Source organism: Succinivibrio dextrinosolvens DSM 3072, from assembly GCF_900167015.1.
GTDB classification, from domain to species: domain Bacteria; phylum Pseudomonadota; class Gammaproteobacteria; order Enterobacterales; family Succinivibrionaceae; genus Succinivibrio; species Succinivibrio dextrinosolvens.
Genome location: NZ_FUXX01000021.1, coordinates 18690 through 37854, shown reverse-complemented (window position 1 = coordinate 37854; position 19165 = coordinate 18690). Strand labels below are relative to the sequence as shown.

Annotated in this window: 16 protein-coding genes and 3 tRNA genes; 7 read left to right on the top strand and 12 right to left on the bottom strand. The window is 38.3% G+C overall.

Translation table 11 applies throughout. The features are described 5' to 3' along the window. The first annotated feature begins 65 nt into the window (after positions 1-65). The gene (locus B5D46_RS06975; protein ID WP_078928854.1) at positions 66-509 is read left to right on the top strand and encodes an RNA chaperone Hfq; all 444 of its coding nucleotides are present in this window, start codon (positions 66-68) and stop codon (positions 507-509) included. Between the two features lie 52 nt (positions 510-561). Here the strand turns inward: B5D46_RS06975 and hldE are convergent, their stop codons facing one another. The 7 genes from hldE to B5D46_RS06940 all read right to left on the bottom strand — a co-directional run bounded on the left by hldE (position 562) and on the right by B5D46_RS06940 (position 7322). Beyond that, positions 562-1983 carry a bifunctional D-glycero-beta-D-manno-heptose-7-phosphate kinase/D-glycero-beta-D-manno-heptose 1-phosphate adenylyltransferase HldE gene (gene hldE, locus B5D46_RS06970; protein ID WP_078928853.1) on the bottom strand — a complete coding sequence of 474 codons (1422 nt, stop codon included), beginning with the start codon at positions 1981-1983 and terminating at the stop codon, positions 562-564. 12 nt (positions 1984-1995) lie between these two features. Further along, complete coding sequence (locus B5D46_RS06965; RefSeq protein WP_031491817.1) at positions 1996-2967, bottom strand: KpsF/GutQ family sugar-phosphate isomerase; 972 nt, start codon at positions 2965-2967, stop codon at positions 1996-1998. A 159-nt stretch (positions 2968-3126) separates the two neighbouring features. Continuing rightward, a complete protein-coding gene (locus tag B5D46_RS06960; RefSeq protein ID WP_051639427.1) occupies positions 3127-3387 on the bottom strand; it encodes a helix-turn-helix domain-containing protein in 261 nt (86 codons plus the stop codon). 540 nt (positions 3388-3927) lie between these two features. Next, a tRNA-Phe gene (locus tag B5D46_RS06955) sits at positions 3928-4003 on the bottom strand. A 23-nt stretch (positions 4004-4026) separates the two neighbouring features. Beyond that, positions 4027-4102: transfer RNA gene (locus B5D46_RS06950), tRNA-Phe, on the bottom strand. A 159-nt stretch (positions 4103-4261) separates the two neighbouring features. Further along, a complete protein-coding gene (gene secA, locus B5D46_RS06945) occupies positions 4262-6937 on the bottom strand; it encodes a preprotein translocase subunit SecA (protein WP_078928852.1) in 2676 nt (891 codons plus the stop codon). Positions 6938-7246: 309 nt separating this feature from the next. Beyond that, a tRNA-Gly gene (locus B5D46_RS06940) sits at positions 7247-7322 on the bottom strand. Between the two features lie 243 nt (positions 7323-7565). Between B5D46_RS06940 and asd the strand changes: the two genes are divergently transcribed. The 6 genes from asd (at position 7566) to pykF (ending at position 14118) form a co-directional block, all read left to right on the top strand. After that, positions 7566-8408, top strand: a complete 843-nt coding sequence (gene asd, locus B5D46_RS06935; protein ID WP_078928851.1) for an archaetidylserine decarboxylase — start codon at positions 7566-7568, stop codon at positions 8406-8408. A gap of 229 nt (positions 8409-8637) precedes the next feature. Continuing rightward, positions 8638-10452, top strand: a complete 1815-nt coding sequence (gene frdA, locus B5D46_RS06930) for a fumarate reductase (quinol) flavoprotein subunit (RefSeq protein WP_078928850.1) — start codon at positions 8638-8640, stop codon at positions 10450-10452. Further along, positions 10452-11204 carry a succinate dehydrogenase/fumarate reductase iron-sulfur subunit gene (locus B5D46_RS06925; RefSeq protein WP_074839903.1) on the top strand — a complete coding sequence of 251 codons (753 nt, stop codon included), beginning with the start codon at positions 10452-10454 and terminating at the stop codon, positions 11202-11204. The genes frdA and B5D46_RS06925 overlap by 1 nt, the downstream gene beginning before the upstream one ends. Position 11205: 1 nt before the next feature. Next, a complete protein-coding gene (locus B5D46_RS06920) occupies positions 11206-11658 on the top strand; it encodes a succinate dehydrogenase/fumarate reductase transmembrane subunit (RefSeq protein ID WP_078928849.1) in 453 nt (150 codons plus the stop codon). A gap of 12 nt (positions 11659-11670) precedes the next feature. Next, positions 11671-12048, top strand: coding sequence for a fumarate reductase subunit FrdD (gene frdD, locus B5D46_RS06915; RefSeq protein ID WP_078928848.1), 378 nt, complete (start codon positions 11671-11673; stop codon positions 12046-12048). Between the two features lie 651 nt (positions 12049-12699). Beyond that, positions 12700-14118 (top strand): pyruvate kinase PykF, encoded by a 1419-nt coding sequence (pykF, locus tag B5D46_RS06910; protein WP_078928847.1) that lies wholly within the window; start codon positions 12700-12702, stop codon positions 14116-14118. Between the two features lie 103 nt (positions 14119-14221). On the opposite strand, the gene fliS is transcribed toward pykF, so the two are convergent. The 5 genes from fliS to flgK form a co-directional block, all read right to left on the bottom strand. Beyond that, entirely contained in the window at positions 14222-14638 is a 417-nt protein-coding gene (fliS, locus tag B5D46_RS06905) for a flagellar export chaperone FliS (RefSeq protein WP_078928846.1), read from the bottom strand. 158 nt (positions 14639-14796) lie between these two features. Then, positions 14797-15312 (bottom strand): flagellar protein FlaG, encoded by a 516-nt coding sequence (locus B5D46_RS06900; protein ID WP_078928845.1) that lies wholly within the window; start codon positions 15310-15312, stop codon positions 14797-14799. A gap of 216 nt (positions 15313-15528) precedes the next feature. Further along, positions 15529-15816: a hypothetical protein gene (locus tag B5D46_RS06895; RefSeq protein WP_078928844.1), complete on the bottom strand. Its 288-nt coding sequence runs from the start codon at positions 15814-15816 to the stop codon at positions 15529-15531. Positions 15817-15836: 20 nt separating this feature from the next. Continuing rightward, a complete protein-coding gene (gene flgL / locus B5D46_RS06890; RefSeq protein ID WP_078928843.1) occupies positions 15837-17054 on the bottom strand; it encodes a flagellar hook-associated protein FlgL in 1218 nt (405 codons plus the stop codon). Positions 17055-17067: 13 nt separating this feature from the next. Continuing rightward, the gene (flgK, locus tag B5D46_RS06885) at positions 17068-19155 is read right to left on the bottom strand and encodes a flagellar hook-associated protein FlgK (protein ID WP_078928842.1); all 2088 of its coding nucleotides are present in this window, start codon (positions 19153-19155) and stop codon (positions 17068-17070) included. Between the last annotated feature and the right edge of the window lie 10 nt (positions 19156-19165).

Below are 19165 nucleotides of genomic sequence, written 5' to 3'. Positions count from 1 at the left end.
ATCAAAAAATGTTGATTCATGGTAAATTAGAGCAAGCATTAATAATATAAAAGAGCGTGAATAAAGTGGAAGACTTTAAGAAAACTAATATTCAAAACTCAAACAGACAATTTTCAGAAAAATCTGCAGACCACAAGCGTCCTGTCGGAAAGATAGGAGGAAAACCTCATAAGTCTGGTAATAAAGGAAAAGATCGCCAGAAAGGAATGGTAAATGCCTTCGTACAGGGTAAAGGCCAGAATGCAGCTTTAAAATGGCTGATGGATTCACGTACTCCTGTAAGCATCTTTCTGATTACTGGTGTTAAATTTGAAGGCCTTGTAAGTGCGTTTGATGCATTCACAATCAGTATTACTGACGTAAAGCATCATCAGCAGATGATCTACAAAGACAAGATTTCAACAATTACTGTTAAGAAGGCTGAATCTTCACCTCATGGAGGTTTCTCTCACCAGAAGAAAGAAGATAATCCATCGGCTGTAACTGTTTCGGAAAAACCAGCTATCTAGACAGTTTATTTTGCATGCATAAAAAGAAACTCTCCAAATGGAGAGTTTTTTATTAGACGTTCTGAATCTTATTAACGATTCGTGTTGTTGATTTTCCCTCCACAAAAGGAATAATTACAACCTTACCTCCGTTTGCAATTACTTCTTTATGACCGGCAATTTCCTCAACCTTATAATCGCCGCCTTTAACCAGAATATCCGGAAGGATTCTTGAAATCAGTTTCTGAGGAGTATCCTCACTGAATGAAACAACATAATCAACGGAAGATAACCCGCTTAATACGGCAATTCTGTCTTCTAAAGAGTTGATTGGTCGAGAATCTCCCTTTAGGCGTTTAACAGAATCATCTGAATTTACAGCAACAATCAGTTTGCTACCAAGAGCCTTAGCCTGCCTTAGATATGTTACATGGCCAGGATGAATAATATCAAAACAGCCATTGGTCATTACAACCTTTTCTCCGTGTGACTGAAGCTCTCTTACAACCTTATAAAGCTCATCCTCAGATAAAACACCGTGAGATTCGGCATTCTTTCCTAAAGCTCTCTCAAGCTCCTGAGGAGATACAGTTGAAGTTCCAATCTTGCCAACAACAATACCCGCAGCACTGTTAGCATATTCACATGAAGTAACAATATCCATGCCACTTGCAAGACAGGTACCTAGAGTACCGATAACAGTGTCTCCGGCACCAGTTACATCGTAAACCTCACGAGCATATGTTGGAAGATGAACTGCATTCATTCCAGGACGTATTAGAGACATGCCGTCTTCAGATCTGGTAACCAGAAGCATTTTCAAATCTAACTTATTGATTAGAGCAAGAGCCTTCTGCTCCAAATCATCATCATTAGCAACCTTACCAACAACAGCTTCAAACTCAGACATATTTGGGGTAAGAAGAGTTGCTCCTCTGTATTTCTCAAAATCAGTTCCCTTAGGATCGATAAGAGACATAATTCCCAAAGAGGAGGTAATCTCGATCATCTTACTTACTGAAGCAAGAGAACCTTTTCCGTAGTCAGAAAAAATTACGACCTTTGAGTTCTTTATAGATTCTTTAAAGGATTTTAAAATCATATCCTCATCTAGATTAGAAAAAGAATCTTCAAAATCCAGACGTAATAACTGCTGATTTCTTGATAAAACTCTAAGCTTTGTAATAGTTGGATGATCTTTTGTAAGAACAAAATCTGTCTTAATTGAATGAGATCTAACGATTTTTTCTAAAATCTCAGCGTTCTTATCCTCACCAACTATACCAACGAGATTACATGGAGCGCCTAATGAAGCAATATTGATTGCAACGTTAGCAGCTCCACCTGCTCGTTCTTCTCTATCGGTTACACGAACAACAGGTACAGGAGCTTCTGGTGAAATTCTATTACTTGGACCTTTCCAGTAACTGTCCAGCATCACATCACCAACTACAGTTACAAGACCAGTAAAATTAACTGACTTAGCAGAATTCATCTTATTTTTTTCCTAAATAATTCCGGCCTGCATTAGATCATGAAGATTAAATGCGCCTATTGGATGATTGTCCTTATCAGTAACAATCATTGAATTAATCTTAAGCTTATGCATCATAGCAAGAGCATCAGCAGCAAGAGTATCAGCACTTACAACACCACGTACTGAGGTACTCATCAGATCTGAGATATTTGCGTTTATAGTTGCGCCCTTTTCCAGAGAACGTCTTAAATCGCCATCTGTATATACACCAACAAGTTCGTGCTTCTCATTAACAATACAGATAAAACCTAAAGTCTTCTGAGTCATTTCAAACAGAGCTTCCTTTAAGGAAACAGTGGACTTAACTACAGGAATCTCATTACCCTTATGCATAACATCCTGGCAGTGAACCAGCAAACGTCTACCTAAAGCGCCACCAGGATGACTCATGGCAAAATCTCGCTCGGTAAAGCCTCTTGATTCAATCAGAGCAACTGCAAGAGCATCACCCATTGCCAACTCAGCTGTTGAAGATGAGGTCGGAGCAAGATTCAATGGACAGGCCTCTTTTTCAACATGAGCAGAAAGTGTAACATTTGCAGCCTTTCCAAGGCTAGATTCAGTATCACCAACAATAGCGATAAGAGGAATACTTCTACGTTTTAGAATTGGAATAAGAATTTTTAATTCAGAACCTTCACCTGAATTTGAAATTGCAATTACACAGTCATCCTTGCCAATCATGCCTAAATCTCCGTGTGCAGCTTCACCTGCCTGAACAAAGAATGACTGGGTACCTGTACTTGCCAGTGTTGAGGCAATTTTAGTAGCAATATGGCCAGATTTACCAACACCTGTAAGAATAACTTTTCCCTTGGTGTTCAGAATTATCTGACATGCTTTTACGAAATTTTCATTGATTGAAGGAATTAAATCAATTAGAGCCTGAGCCTCTTCTTTTAAGACTCTTACACCTGCGTTAATACATGCTTGAGATGACAAAATAGTAACTCCTAACTTTTCAAAGAATTTAGGTATTTTATCACGCGATTAAGTCTCATCAAACAAAAATTAAATTCGAGTACTTGGGAGAAATATAGAGATGAAGGATTTTTTGAATGAAGTGTCCCGTTTGAAGAACAAACAGGACACAGTAAACGATTAGACTCTAGTGGTTTCTTCTAGCAAAATATTTGTTAAACGAAGATCCAGTCCTAAAACAGATAAGGCTTTAATATAATGACCCATAGAAACAGATGGAAGACCATCTTCAATTGAACCTAAAGTTACACGGGTTGTTTCCATAAGTTCAGCCATAGAAGTTGCGGTAATACCTCTTCTAATACGAGCAGTTTTGATGCTTCTGCCTAATTTCTTTAAAGCGCTCTCAGCACTAGCAGATAATTGAATTTGTTTTTTCATTATAATCCATGCTTTATTATTCTAGTGACATCCAACCTCTCACAAACAGAGAGATTTCCAGAAGTGAAACCACTTCATTTGGTTCATGTTAATAATCCAGTCAAAAGGACAGAACTAGAAACATATAGGGCAAGTCCTGCCCAATCATCAGTAAAACCAAAGACTGAGAAACAATCTAAAGCCACACAAACAAAACAACTAATCAAATACTTTTGTTTAGTTGGCTGTCTGATTCAACTGACAATTTTTTCTTCAAAGAAGAAACCATAAAAACAAATACCAACGAATGACTCAATTGGTATTTATAAGCACATTCTTGAAAGACGCGCATATTATATTAAAAATATTGGACAATGTAATGACAATAATTGAGATATTTTTTTAACATCCCAAAAAACAAAGAAATTTTGTTTACTTGTTGTTGTATAAGGATTTTAGTAATGACAAAACTTAAAAAAGTGTCATATATTTTACAAAAAAAACAGTAATACAACAAAATATATATATGAGATAAAAAGTTAAGGGGATTTCTGATTTAGATGGTGCCCAGAGACGGAATCGAACCGCCGACACGGGGATTTTCAATCCCCTGCTCTACCGACTGAGCTATCTGGGCATATTAAGATATAATTTTTTAGATGGTGCCCAGAGACGGAATCGAACCGCCGACACGGGGATTTTCAATCCCCTGCTCTACCGACTGAGCTATCTGGGCAACGGCGGTTATTAAACCATATAGCCGTATTTCAGTCAAGCAATTTATAAAAAAAAATCCTAAAAAAACTTGAAAAATAAGAAAAAAGACCTTGTCCTTTTTATTAAAAATTTAAGGACAAGGTCTTTAGATATGTTTTTTATGCGATTCTGTTAGTTTTTAAACAAATCTACCGTGACATGCTTTGTATTTCTTACCTGAGCCACAAGGACAAGGATCGTTTCTGCCAATATGCATATTTGCATATTGTTTAGCCTCTTCTCTCATTCTCTGCTCTTCTCTAGCAGCCTCAATCTGAGCTCTCTCTGCTTCAGCTTCCTCAGGAGTCTTTAGACGAACCTGAACTCTGCATAAGAATGAAACAACCTGAAGCTTCAGATTATCAAGCATCTTGGTAAATAGATTAAATGACTGAATCTTGTATTCATACTTAGGATTCTTCTGAGCATAGCCCTGAAGTCCGATACCCTGACGCATATAATCCATTGCAGAAAGATGTTCTTTCCATAATGTATCAATACACTGAAGCATAATCTGACGTTCAAGCTGATGCTGATTATCAGGACCGATAAGTTCACATTTAGCAGCATACTGAGCATGGGCTATATCGATAATCTTTTTACGGATATCTGCCTCGACAAGCTTATCATCTTCCTTAATCCAGGCATCTACAGGAGCATCAATCAGGTAAGCTCCCTGTAACTCTTTCTTCAGTCCTTCAATATCCCAGTTCTCAAGAAGAGAATTTGGCTCGATGTATTTAGAAATAACGCTGTCAATAACATCCTCAAAGATATTATGAATTGTCTCAGAGATATCCTCACCATCTAAAACGGCGTTTCTCTCTTCATAGATAACTTTACGCTGTTCATTGGCAACATCATCATACTCAAGAAGACTCTTACGAATATCAAAGTTTCTAGTCTCAACCTTTCTCTGAGCAGACTCAATTGCTCTTGTTATGAATTTGTGCTCAAGAGGCTGACCATCATTCATGCCCATTCTCTGCATGAAAGACTTTAATTTTTCTGAGCCGAAAAGCTTCATCAGATTATCATCCATAGACAGATAGAATCTTGATGAACCTGGGTCACCCTGACGTCCGGCACGACCTCTCAGCTGATTATCAATACGTCTTGATTCGTGTCTCTCAGAACCAATAATATGTAGACCACCAGCCTTTAGGACAGCATCATGTCTTTCCTGCCAGTCTTTCTTAACCTTCTCAACCTGTTCTGCAGTTGGATTTTCTCCTAATGCAAGAATGTCAGACTGTAAATTACCGCCAAGAATAATATCTGTACCACGACCAGCCATGTTAGTAGCAATTGTAACGGTGCCTGGACGACCGGCCTGAGCAACAATATGAGCTTCCATCTCGTGGAACTTAGCATTCAGAACCTGATGCTTAATTCCAAGTTTGGTTAGAAGTCTGGATAATTTTTCAGAATTTTCAATTGAAATGGTACCAACAAGAACTGGTCGACCGGCTTCAACAGTTTTCTTGATATCTTCAACAATAGCAGCATATTTCTGATCTTCAGTTAAATAAATCAGATCGGCCATATCCTTACGGATCATTGGACGATTAGTTGGAAGAACAATAGTCTGTAGTCCGTAAATCTGCTGGAATTCGTATGCCTCTGTATCAGCAGTACCAGTCATACCAGCAAGTTTCTTATACATACGGAAATAGTTCTGGAAAGTAATAGATGCTAATGTCTGATTTTCAGCATGAACTTCAACCTTCTCTTTAGCCTCTACAGCCTGATGAAGTCCATCTGACCAACGACGTCCTTCCATCTTTCTTCCGGTATGTTCATCAATAATTAATACTTCACCGTTTTCTACAACGTAATCAACATCCTTTTTAAATAAGGTATGAGCTTTTAAAGCGGCCATTACGTGATGAAGTAATGAAATATGCTCTGAGCTGAATAATTTATCTCCCTTTGGAAGAAGTCCAGCTTCAATCAGTCGCTCTTCAATCTTAATCTGACCACGTTCTGTCAGAAAAGCCTGCTTACTCTTAAGGTCAAGAGTATAGTCACCATCTCCGGTGTAAGTTTCTGTATCCTCTTTTTCCTGGAAAATCAGTCCAGGGATAAGTTTGTCAACAGCCATATAGGCCTGAGCAGAATTCTCTGCGGCACCAGAAATAATCAAAGGAGTTCTTGCTTCATCGATAAGAACAGAATCAACCTCGTCAACTAAGGCATAGTTCAGTTTTCTCTGAACCTTCTGATCATTTGAGTAAGCCATGTTGTCACGAAGATAATCGAAACCGAACTCATTATTGGTTCCATATGTTACATCACAGGCATAAGCAGCTCTTTTTTCTTCAGGAGACATACCTGGAACGTTAACACCAACAGTCATACCTAGCAGAGTATAGAATGGTCTTGACCAGTCGCTATCACGCTTTGCCAGATAATCGTTAACAGTAACAACGTGAACACCGTTTCCTGATAATGCATTTAAATAGCAAGGTAAAAGAGCGGTAAGAGTCTTACCTTCACCGGTTTTCATTTCAGCAATACGATTTGCATTTAAAACAATGCCACCCATAAGCTGAACATCAAAAGGTCTTAAACCTAGAGATCTCTTCGCAGCTTCTCTAGCACAAGCGAATACTTCAGGTAACAGAGCCTCGTAGGTTTCTCCGTTCTCGAGTCTGGATTTAAACTTAGCAGTATATTCTTTAAATTCCTCGTCTTTAACGTCTGCAAACTGAGGTTCAAGTGCATTAATTGCCTTAACTATCTTAGATAGCTTTTTGACTGTTCTTTGATTTGAACTACCAATAATCTTGGTAACAATAGAAGTGACAAACATTTTTTATATCTTTTTAATTGATCAATTAACGTATTAAATAAAACTAGTTTCTAAAAATAACTGTGATTATACCTTATTGAAACTCTGCACGAAAGTCATAGAAAAAACTGATTCTACTTTCTATATATTGCAAAAAAATAACAAAATTGTAATTTTGTGTACTACCACGCAATGGATATTAAAAATTGAATAATATATTTTATACACAAACAGATTTGTATAGAGTTGATTTAGATATGATTATCTGAGGAATTAAAACTGGTCGTATGGATAAAAAAAAAGATTTGCAATTGCAAATCCTCTTTAGTTTGGAGCGGGAAACGAGGTTCGAACTCGCGACCCTAACCATGGCAAGGTTATGCTCTACCAACTGAGCTATTCCCGCATCCGATGTGGGCCATTATAGATTATTTTTTACTCATGTCAACATTTTTTTTAGATTTTTTTTATTTCTCTTTTAAGAACAATTGAAAAAAGAACAAATTCCTCTATTCAGAAATTTGAACCGTCCCTCAATTTAATTAAAAACTTTATCTTTGTACTTTTGTTTTTTTGGTAGAATCTATCGTTTACTCAAATATCTACTAGAATTTAAGAGATCTGCACCGCAGATTTAAAGAGGAAAAATATGACTTTTACGTCTTTTTTACTAAAAACAGTTGAGACACTTACCCCATTCACTACATTAACATCGCTATCCGCTAAGTTAACCGATGTTCCAATGGGAAAGTTCACACAGTTTTTAATAAAAAACTTTATTAAGACTTTCAACATTAATTTGGATGAGGTTGCTAATTCGGACATTACCTCATACAAAACTTTTAACGATTTTTTTATAAGAAAATTAAAACCGGAATTAAGACCTATAGACAGCGATTGTATTGCAGTTTGTCCTACAGACGGAACTATAGGTCATGCAGGTATAATTGATGCGGGAAGACTGATACAGGCTAAAGGTCTGGATTATTCGTTAAAGGCATTGGTTGGTGGTAATGAACAGGATTCAAAGTGTTTTGAAAATGGCAGATTTGCCTGCATATACCTGTCACCTGCAAACTACCATAGAATCCATATGCCAATTGATGGCAAACTGGTCAAGACAATTCATGTTCCAGGAAAGCTTTTCCCTGTTGGAAAAAACAATATTTCGAACATGCCTGACCTTTATACAGTTAATGAGAGACTGGTCTGTTTCTTTGAAACTTCAATCGGTACACTATGTGTTGTGATGGTCGGAGCAGCTCTCGTAGGTTCTATTCACACCTCATGGTCAGGAACAATTGATCGCAAGGTGGGTTTAGAAATCAAGACATATGAGAATGAAGATATCCGTTATTCAAAAGGTGATGAAATCGGATACTTCAAATATGGAAGTACAGTTATTACTCTCTGGCCGGAGAATGGCGGAGAAGTAGCAAAGGATTTACAGGAGAATCTTCCTGTAAAAATGGGACGTTCAATGATTGTTTAACAATCATTGCCCATAAATGTTTCACAATTGTGATATATCGTAGAATTTAGACATTTGTCTAATATTGTAGATTATTTTTTATTTTATATTTCAAGATGTTAACAAAAACAGACATTTTAAATTAAAATAAACTTTAATTTACAGTTATAATCATGCTGTTTTTTTTGCTTGCTAACCTTGGTAAATGTCACTTCAGACAGATTAACCAATAGGTATTTAGGAGATTCACGTGGAAAAATATCAAGCCGATGTTGCGATCGTGGGTGCTGGTGGTACTGGTCTTCGTGCAGCTATTGCTGTTGCTCAGGCAGATCCAAAATTAAAAGTTGCACTCATTTCCAAAGTTTACCCAATGCGTTCACACACTGTTGCCGCTGAGGGTGGTGCTGCTGGTGTAGTTCGTGACGACGATTCTTATCAGAAACACTTCGAAGATACAGTTGCTGGTGGTGACTGGTTATGTGAACAGGACGTTGTAGAGAAGTTCGTTCGCCAGGCTCCTCAGGAGTTATACCAGCTAGAACACTGGGGCTGTCCTTGGAGCCGTAAACCAGATGGTAACGTAAACGTTCGCCGTTTCGGTGGTATGAAAGTTCCACGTACCTGGTTCGCCGCAGATAAATCAGGCTTCCACATGTTACACACACTGTACCAGACTTCCGTACAGTTCCCTTCAATTCACCGCTTTGATGAGCACTTCGTTTTAGATCTTCTAGAGGAAGACGGTGAGTGCCGCGGTGTAGTTTGCTATGACCTACAGAATGGTGTATTCCGTCAGATCAATGCTAAGGCAGTATTCTTAGCAACTGGTGGTGCAGGTCGTTGCTACCTATTCAATACAAATGGCGGTATCGTAACCGGTGATGGTATGGCTCTAGCATATCGTCATGGCGTACCTCTACGTGATATGGAATTCGTTCAGTATCACCCAACAGGTCTTCTAGGCTGTGGTCTGTTAATGACCGAAGGCTGCCGTGGTGAAGGTGGTGTTCTATATAATAAGGATGGTTACCGTTACCTGCAGGATTACGGTCTAGGCCCTGAGACTCCAGTTGGAAAACCTCAGAACAAGTACATGGAATTAGGCCCACGTGACCGTCTGTCACAGGCATTCTGGAACGAGTCAAAGAAAGGCCGTACCATTAAGTATCCATTAGGTGAGGCAGTTCATCTAGACTTAACTCACTTAGGTGAGAAATACTTACACGAGCGTTTACCTCTGATCTGTGAACTTGCAATGACTTACTCAGGTGTTGACCCTGTTAAGGCTCCTGTTCCAGTACGTCCAGTTGTTCACTACACCATGGGTGGTATTGAGACTGACGGTAATACCGCAACTCGTATGCCTGGTCTATATGCTGGTGGTGAGTGTGCATCAGTAGGTATCCACGGTGCAAACCGTCTAGGTTCAAATTCACTTGTTGAGACCATCGTATTCGGTAAGATCGGTGGTGACGCAATGGTTGAAAGAGCTCATAACGTTAAGGACTTCGATTCTGCAGAACTAACCCGTCAGGCAGAGGCTGCTGAGAAGAGAGCATTAAGCCTGTTCGACGTTAAGGGAACCGAGTCAATGTCTAAGATCCGTCATGAGATGGGTCAGTCAATGGAAGACGGCGTTGGTATCTACCGTGAAGAAGAATCAATGCAGAAGACTATTGACGTTCTGAAGAATCTACAGAAGCGTATCGTTAACGTTGGCTTAACCGATCGCGGTCGTGTATTCAACACCGAGTGGATGAATTTAATTGAGTTAGGCTATACCCTAGATGTTGCTCAGTGTATGGTTCACTCTGCAATTAACCGTAAGGAATCACGTGGTTCACATCAGCGTTTAGATGGTCCAGACGGAGCATACAAGCAGCGTGATGATTTAAACTTCTTAAAGCATTCATTAGCATTCAAGTCAACTGACGGTGCTGATGAGCCACGTATTGATTACAGCGGTGTTAAGATTACAACCTTCCAGCCTGCTAAGCGTGTATATGGTGCAGAGGCAGAAGCAGCAGAAAAAGCTAGAAAGGCAGCACAGGAGGCTAAATAATGGAAGCTACTCAGAAGACTATGAAAGTAACTGTTCTACGTTATCGTCCAGAACAGGACAAAGAGCCTTGGGAGCAGACTTTTGACGTTCCTTACCACAAGGATACATCAGTTCTAGAAGCTCTTTTCTATATCAAAGATAACTTCGAACCAAGTTTATCATTCCGTTGGTCATGTCGTATGGCTGTTTGCGGTTCATGCGGTATGATGGTTAATGGTGTTCCTCACCTTGCATGTAAGACCTTCCTTCGTGATTATGAAGGCAAGGACATGAAGATTGAGCCACTAGCAAACTTCCCAATCGAAAGAGATCTTGTTGTTGATCTGTCAGACCTGATCGAGAAGATCGAGCGTATCAAGCCTTACATCATTCCTGATGCTAAGAATGCAAATATGCCTCTGAACAAGAACTTCAAGCAGACTCCTATGCAGATGGAAGCTTACTTACAGTTCGCTCAGTGTATTAACTGCGGTTGTTGTTATGCAGCTTGCCCTCAGTATAAGCTAAATCCTAAGTTTATCGGTCCTGCAGCATTAACTCTTCTATATCGTTACAATACTGATAACAGAGACGCTGGTGCTAAGTTACGTGCTCCATTCCTAAATTCAGAGGAAGGTGCATGGGGCTGTACATTCGTTGGTTACTGCTCAGAAGTTTGTCCTAAGCATGTTGATCCATCTTCAGCAATTCAGTTAGGCAAGAAGATGAGTGCAACTGATTACGTATTTAACATGATCAAACCGGAGCATTAAAATGAGCGAAGTTAAGTCATTCCGCAAACCATATAATCCTCCAGTCAATAAAATGACCTGGTGGTTAGAAAATTCATTCTACACAAAATACATGATTCGTGAAGGTACTGCAGTCTTAGCTTTATTTGCTGTTTTAGAGATTGTTTTCGGTATCTTTATGCTGGCACTATGTGACATTGGACCAATCCCTACTCTATCAGGTATTGCTCCTTACGCATGGTACTTACAGAGCTTCTTAGGCAATCCAGTTATTATTGCCTTAAACGTAATTGTTTTAGTATCTCAGCTATACCACGCAATTACATGGTTCGCTCTAATGCCACCATTTGTTCGTATATTCATGAACAAAAATTCAACCGAATTACTACCAAGATGGATTATTACAGCTTCACTATACGCAGCATTCGCTGGTGCAACTGTAGTTATTCTTGGCGTAGCATTTTTAACCGTATAAGGAGAATTACAAATGCGTCAATTTCTTCCAACTCGTTCTGATGAGCCAATGTACTGGTTAATGTTCGGTGCTGGCGGTATGGTTGCTTCAATGGTGTTACCTGCAATTACAGTTATCCTAATCGCTGCTGGTTTAACCTCAGGTGATTTACAGCATGGTGTTCTAAACCTAGGCCAGGTTGCAAGCATTTTCTCTAACTGGTTCCTAAGCTTAGTTGTATTTGGTATCGTATTCCTATTAAGCTTCTATGCTTTACACAGAATGCACCACTCAAGCCATGACTTCGGTATTCACTCTAAGTTAACCTGGTACATCGCTTATGGTTCAGCAGCTGCTATTTCATTCATTTCACTTGGATTACAGCTGTTAATGTATGTAAAATTCTTCTAAAAAAGAATAAATTAACTAAAAACCGAGCATAAAGCTCGGTTTTTTTTTATTTCCATATATTTTTAAAACTAACATTATACATATAATCCAGGTAAACTTTATTAAGAAGGTTAATTAAGTAAATTTAAAGAAAATATAAGATCTTATCCTTTGATTTATAATACTTTTTAATAAAAATCAAATGATTGACTTTAATAAGTATCACTTTATATTTATATGTGATCGTAATCACACTTTTTTCTCTTTTCATAATTTTTAATTCTGTTATAATTCAGCTAAATTTTTTAGGGGAAAGCATTATTTATACTAGGGTTTTAATCATATAAGACCTCAGTAAAGATCCTCTCAAAAAAATGATAACTATAATGTTATAAGCGATATAACATGTCTGATATTACCCTGCTAGGAACGACTGTCAATCATGACTCGGTTTTAGCAATGACGTGTTATAGAAATAACCGGTACGCTTAGAAAATTATTTCAGAAGTACTTGGTAAGTGAATTTGTAGGGCACAAGAACTGTCCATACGTTAAAGCCTCAAAATCATTAATAATGATAAAGAGGAAATTTCTATGTTCTTCACTGAATTTAATAGAAATAGTTCTACACATTTTGAATTAATCTTGTTAACTCCGTTTGGGAGCCTGAAAATGAAAAAAACTAAAATGGTATGCACTATCGGACCAAAATCCGAGAAACGCGAAGTAATGGAAACCTTATTAAATTCTGGCATGAACGTAATGCGTTTAAACTTCTCTCATGGTGACTTTGAGGAGCACGGTGGACGTATTACCAACATCAACGCTATCATGGAAGAGACAGGTAAAGTATTCGCTGTTCTTTTAGATACTAAGGGCCCAGAAATCAGAACCTGTGACTTAGAAAACGGTGAAGATGTAGAGTTAACAACTGGTGATAAGATTACTCTTACTTCAGATGCTTCTTTCGTTGGTAACAAGACTAAAGTTGGTGTAACCTACCCTGACCTAGCTAAGGACCTAAAAGTTGGTTCAACTGTTCTTTTAGACGACGGTCTAATCGGTTTAACCGTTACTGCAATCAACGGTAATGACGTTGAGTGTGAAGTTCAGAACAACGGTCTTCTAGGTGAGCACAAGGGTGTAAACCTACCTAATACCCACATTTCTATGCCATTCTTATCAGAGAAAGATAAGGGTGACCTATTATTCGGTATCAAGAGAGATGTTGATTTCATCGCAGCTTCATTCACCAGAACTAAGGAAGACGTTCTAGATATCCGTAACTTCCTAGATGCTAACGGTGGTAACGAGATCAAGATCATCTGCAAGATCGAGAACCAGGAAGGTTTAGACAACTTCGAAGATATTCTAGCTACAGCTGACGGTATCATGGTTGCTCGTGGTGATATGGGTGTTGAGATTCCTGCTCAGGAAGTTATCTTCGCTCAGAAGCACATCATCAAGCGTTGTAACGAAGTTGGTAAGCCAGTAATCACTGCAACTCAGATGTTAGATTCTATGATCAAGAATCCACGTCCAACCCGTGCAGAAGCTGGTGACGTAACCAATGCTATTCTAGATGGTACTGATGCAGTTATGCTATCAGGTGAGTCAGCTAAGGGTAAGTACCCACGTGAGGCTGTAAGAACCATGAACACCATCTGTGAGAGAACCGATTCATACTGCGAAGAGTATGCTGATGAAGTTTACCGTTATGTAGAGGCTTCTCCAACCGTAACTGATTCAGCATGTTTAGCAGCTGTTGAGGCTTCAGAGAGCTTAAATGCTCCAGTTATCGTTGTTGCAACTGAGCACGGTAACTCAGCTCGTGCAATCCGTAAGTTCAACCCTAATGCTGTAATTCTTGCATTAACTCCTAACTACAAGGCTGCACGTCAGCTATGCTTAACTCGTGGTGTTCTACCTAAGATTGTTGATAGAATCAACTCAACCGACGAATTCTTCAAGCTAGGTAAGAAGTTAGCTTTAGAGTTAGGTTTAGCTAAAGCTGGTGACAAGATTATCATGGTTAACGGTGCTCTAGTTCCATCAGGAATCACCAACACCATGTCAGTTCAGACTATCTAATAATCTAGCTTATCAGATAGAGAAAAGGGGCAAAATATTTTGCCCCTTTTTTAGTACCTAATAAAAAGTAGTTACCCCAAAAACGGAAGTAACTCCTCTGTGTTTACTTGTTCACAAGCTGAGAGTTTACCTCTTCCTTAATGTCATTCGGAATCTTATCCCAGGCCTGTTTAATAGGAAGCAGTAGATTTATACATTCATCAATTGGAGCTGTTTCTAAAGAAATAGAAGCTGTAGTTAAACGGTCTCGCATATACTCATATAAAGCAAGCATTCTATCGTACAAAGCAGGATCTGCTTTTCGATCCAGTGAATTCTCAAGACCATAAATAATACCCTGAGCCTTGGCTATTCTGTCTGCTTTATAAGCAAAGTCATTTCTTAAGACAGCACCTTTTGCCTGAGATAGTCTTTCTAGAAGGCCTTCGTAAAGCATCTGGATAATTCTGTGAGGATCTGCAACTGCTAATTCGGCCTCTATATTTGTTTTTTTATAGGCTTTTAAATTACGTCCGTACATATTAGCTCCTGCGTTTTTTATAATCTTAAAGCATTATATTTATACTTTATTATCGGCTGAATCTGTTTTTCTTTAAGAGAAAAATTAAATAAAATTCAGGCAAAATAAAACCGCCATATTATAGCGGTTCTATCAGTGGAGAGAGAGGATAAAATGAACTATGCTTTATCGTCCAGAAGTAATCCTTTAATCTCTTCTTTATTTAAGGTCATAGCTTTCTGGTTTTCTTCCAGCATCTTATCCAGTTTCTCTGCAAACTCTAAAAATTCTTCAGAAGGGATCTGACGCACAAGCTTCTTAGTGTTCATGTCAGTAACCTTAACCAAGGTGTTATCAGAATCGTCAAATGAGAAAGACAGACCAATGTTCTGCTGGTTCAGTGCGTACATACGCTCCTGAGCCAATTCCTCATTGCGCTCCTGTAATGCCTTGGAAATTTCTTTATCTTCTTCAACCTTCTCTTTGCTTCGCTCGCTAAGGGTCTGTGAAGACTTACTTTCCTCATCACCTAGAGAAGAAACACGAGCAGATTTTTCTTTCCCGTCTTTTGTCTCTTCTGTATTTAAAACCTTTTTTTCTTCCTCTGTCGGAATTGATTTATCCTGATCCCTGAATATAGATCTTGATACACCGAACAATGAGGAAATGGCATCTTTAATACTTATATCGCTCATTTTTTATCCCCCCTCTATTTTGAGGAGTCACTCTCTCCTGAAAAGTACAATTACTTTTCCATTTGTATAATTTATCGGACAATTTAATTAAGAACTTTAGAAAAAATTTAAAGAAAATATTAAAAATAAAGTAAATAATTATTACTTATTGATTTTTAAATAAAAATAGTATCGGTTAAGAGGATAGAGAGAGGAGACCGATACTATTTTAATTATTTAAGATAAAAGACTGGCTGCATCAAAAGGGCTTATATTTGCCTGAACTTTGCCATCTGACTTACTTAGCAGTGATGCGATATCTGCTGCTATATTCTTGGCGTTAGCTGAATTTACTACAATATTGTTCTTCTCACTTAACCTGTTCAGGTTTGACTGTAAATTCACCACAGTTGAAGACTCATTTTTAGCAACAGAATCTGCTGCCTTTTCACTAATCTTGTTGTTGCCCTGATGGTTAGATGGAATATTATTCACAACATTTGAAATATTATTTAACTTAATCATTTTTTCACCTCATCTCTATGTTATATAAAATCGAATAGTGATTGTTTATTCAACATACTGTAAATCTGTCTTGAAACTGTCAGCTGGTTCTGAGCTCTGATAAGTTCAGAAGCAGCATCAAAGGCATCAACTTCTGATACATTTGCCTTTGATTCCACCTTAATGGCAGATAATGACTCGTTTGCATTTAATACATTAGTGATTGCATTCTGTCTCGCACCAATCTGACCACGATATGAATCATAATGAGAAAGAGCTATCTCAACATCAACCTGACATTTTGTTATTGCTGCAATCTTATCAACATTTGATACAGACTCATCGTTAATAACAGAAGCAATTTCTGTCAGGATATTCAGCATATTTTTCGTAGTAGGTTTTTCTAGCTGGATGGAGATAGATTCATTTGAATTTGGATTTGAGATTGTGAACTCCATTCCTTTAACAGTAATCTTATTGATACTTGTTGATGTATCTACTTCTCCTGAATCAATAGTATTTCCATTTGGATCTAATAAAGTAAATTTTCCATTACCGTCAAGATTTATTGTCAGAGTATTCTCGGCTACAGATCCTGCAGGTTTGTAATATGTCTCAAATAACTCATTGAAAGTACCGTATGTCTTAACTTCAGCTCGTTCTAGATTAGTACCAGTAGCGTTAATGGTATATGCTGTTTTACAATTTTCAAAAATATCCAGTCCAGAATCAGATACCTGTACATTTACACTTGGTGCAACAACCACACCTCTGCTTGAACCATCAGCCTGACATTTGTAATGTCCTTCAGATGTCAGTGTATAGGTGGCAACACTACTATTTGCGCCAGAGAAAATATATTCCCCCTCTGTATTCTGAGTATTCATCAGATCAAACAGGTGATCTCTTAACTGGGCAATTTCTGCAGAAAGGGCTTTCAAACTTGATTCGTCATTAGAACCATTCACACACTGCTGCAGTCTTGTATGTACGCTTGATAGTGTATCCCACATTGATGATAAGGCAGTTTCCTCTTCAGAAAGGCTGTTATTAGCAATTCCACCAGCTTCAATATACTGTTTATATGCCGCAATAGCACCTTCATACTTCACCTTTGAAGCCATTCCTGAAGGATCTTCACCTGCAGACTGGAATTTCAGTCCAGAATTATATCTTGTTGCCTGCTCATCTACCTTAGAATTAGAATTTTTAATATAACTAAGACTGTTGGTATACTGCATTGTTGTTGAAATTCTCATACAGATACCTCCTCTAGAATGCTGCAATTAAAGCATTGAAAACGGTTTGTGATGCTTCAATAATCTTTGCACAAGCCTGATAAGACTGCTGGAACATCAAAAGATTAGTGGCTTCTTCATCAAGATTTACACCAGAATTTGACTCAAACATCTTTACAGTCTGCTCATATTTAGCCTCAGCTGCTTCGGTATTTGTCTTAGCTGAATTAGATGCTGAACCAATTAAAGCCAATAGGTTTGCATAGCCTTCATTTAAGGTAGTAGTCTGAGTCGAACCAGTTGTTTTGGTCAGTTTTTCACTTCTTAAAGAAGTTAAGGCGTTTGCATTTGAGTTATCAGCCTGACCTTCTGTGTTAATCTCAACAGTGAATGTGTCATTTTGCCTTACTGTACCAGAAATGGAAACCTCATAACCTGGGTATCCTTCTTCGTACAACTTTTTTGTTCCTCCCAAACCATCATCAGTAACAGCGTTTGCGAAAACATTTACACCTTTACATGAAGCAGGAGCATAACCTAACTCTGTCTCAGCACCTGTATCAGGGTCTCGATAAAAAATCACATAATTACCATCTTTATCAATTTTTATTAAATTAGGTGCCTCTGTATTAAAAACAGGTTTTCCATCTGTACCCACAGATACTCCGTAACCTGTACCTGTTGCTGTACAGGAAGTTAAAGAAATTACAGCATTACCATAATTATCATCACCGGTTCTAGTTCTTACCGCAGAGGCAAAAGCAAAGTCCTCCGGTTTATTGATTAAAGTTGAAAGAGTGCTTGCTGATAACACAGTTGGTTTGACATAGAATACAGTTCTGGTTGTTGCAGAAAGTGTATTTATGGACGCGTTAATAGAGAATTTAACTCCATACTTATCATCCTTGAACTTAATTTCCGCTGGAATTGCTGTCTTATCTATAGTTGTATCCAACTCATCTGTTATATCAACTCTGGTATCGTCCTTACCTCTTTTATAAACCTTATAATCACCGCCAGCAAAAATAAGCTCAAAGTCATAAGCCTCAACATTCTCACCTTTACCTTCAATGAAATCACAGGTTATACCATAAGAGTTACTTGAGCTTACGCCCTGAACACTTTGAATTTTTAAAAGAGCCTCGCCAGCTTTATCTTCCAAGGTAAAACCTGCCTTATTCTGCTCATTGAGGGCATCGGCAAATGAAACAGCAAGTTTACCCAGCTCCCTCATGGTATTTCTGATTTCCTTAGATGCGTTAAGGTAACCGCCTAAAGCGCCACCAATAGAATCAATGGTAAGCTGAACATTGGCAATGTTACGACTGGCATCCTCAGTATTCTCATAGCTCAGATAAATCTGTCGTTTTGTTGAATCAAAATCATTTAACTTATCGGTCAGACATCCATATGAATCGCCGTTGGCAAGCAGCATACCAGTACTCATGTAGATTTCATAAGTACCATCATCCTGCTCAACAACCTTGACACTCATTAGTTTTGACAGTTCACCTGTCAGACGATCTCGTTCATCCAGCATCTGCAGATAGATTTCGTTATTAACATGATTATCTGACAGAGCCATTGAACGAATTTCGTAGTTAATATTAGCTATTGAACGAGTCAGAGAGTTAATTTCTGTAATGCTGTCATGAACTCTGCTGTTTACATCGTTTAAAGAATCAAACATGCTTTCATTAGCGGTCTGAAAACGGTTAACCACGATATCAAGTTTTGCCATAGCAGCCTGACGGTTCGCGGTAGAAGTAGGAAGACTTGCCGCAGTTGAAAGCTCGTCAAAGAAATCTGACATTGCATTTGCCACAGACATAGTTGAATCTGAAAGAAGTCTGTCTGTTGTATCCAGACCTTCTGCATATGATTTATAGTAGTTGTAATCACTGCAGTCAGAATACATCTGACGCTGAACATACTGGTCATAAATACGACGGGTATAGGTAGCACCTACTCCCCAGTCAACACAGGAAGTATAAGTCTGAGTTTCTTTACGGATAAAGCCAACAGTATTAACGTTATTGATGTTATTTGAAGTAGCATTCAATAACTTCTGCTGGTTCAATACACCATATTTTCCGGTAATAATCAGATCTGTACTGCCCATTACAAAAATC

Excerpts from the sequence above, each read along its gene's own strand:
- hldE (WP_078928853.1), bottom strand. The coding sequence starts at position 1,983 with ATGAATTCTGCTAAGTCAGTTAATTTTACTGGTCTTGTAACTGTAGTT.
- B5D46_RS06960 (WP_051639427.1), bottom strand. The coding sequence starts at position 3,387 with ATGAAAAAACAAATTCAATTATCTGCTAGTGCTGAGAGCGCTTTAAAG.
- secA (WP_078928852.1), bottom strand. The coding sequence starts at position 6,937 with ATGTTTGTCACTTCTATTGTTACCAAGATTATTGGTAGTTCAAATCAA.
- asd (WP_078928851.1), top strand. The coding sequence starts at position 7,566 with ATGACTTTTACGTCTTTTTTACTAAAAACAGTTGAGACACTTACCCCA.
- B5D46_RS06925 (WP_074839903.1), top strand. The coding sequence starts at position 10,452 with ATGGAAGCTACTCAGAAGACTATGAAAGTAACTGTTCTACGTTATCGT.
- B5D46_RS06920 (WP_078928849.1), top strand. The coding sequence starts at position 11,206 with ATGAGCGAAGTTAAGTCATTCCGCAAACCATATAATCCTCCAGTCAAT.
- frdD (WP_078928848.1), top strand. The coding sequence starts at position 11,671 with ATGCGTCAATTTCTTCCAACTCGTTCTGATGAGCCAATGTACTGGTTA.
- pykF (WP_078928847.1), top strand. The coding sequence starts at position 12,700 with ATGAAAAAAACTAAAATGGTATGCACTATCGGACCAAAATCCGAGAAA.
- fliS (WP_078928846.1), bottom strand. The coding sequence starts at position 14,638 with ATGTACGGACGTAATTTAAAAGCCTATAAAAAAACAAATATAGAGGCC.
- B5D46_RS06900 (WP_078928845.1), bottom strand. The coding sequence starts at position 15,312 with ATGAGCGATATAAGTATTAAAGATGCCATTTCCTCATTGTTCGGTGTA.
- B5D46_RS06895 (WP_078928844.1), bottom strand. The coding sequence starts at position 15,816 with ATGATTAAGTTAAATAATATTTCAAATGTTGTGAATAATATTCCATCT.
- flgL (WP_078928843.1), bottom strand. The coding sequence starts at position 17,054 with ATGAGAATTTCAACAACAATGCAGTATACCAACAGTCTTAGTTATATT.
- flgK (WP_078928842.1), bottom strand. The coding sequence starts at position 19,155 with ATGGGCAGTACAGATCTGATTATTACCGGAAAATATGGTGTATTGAAC.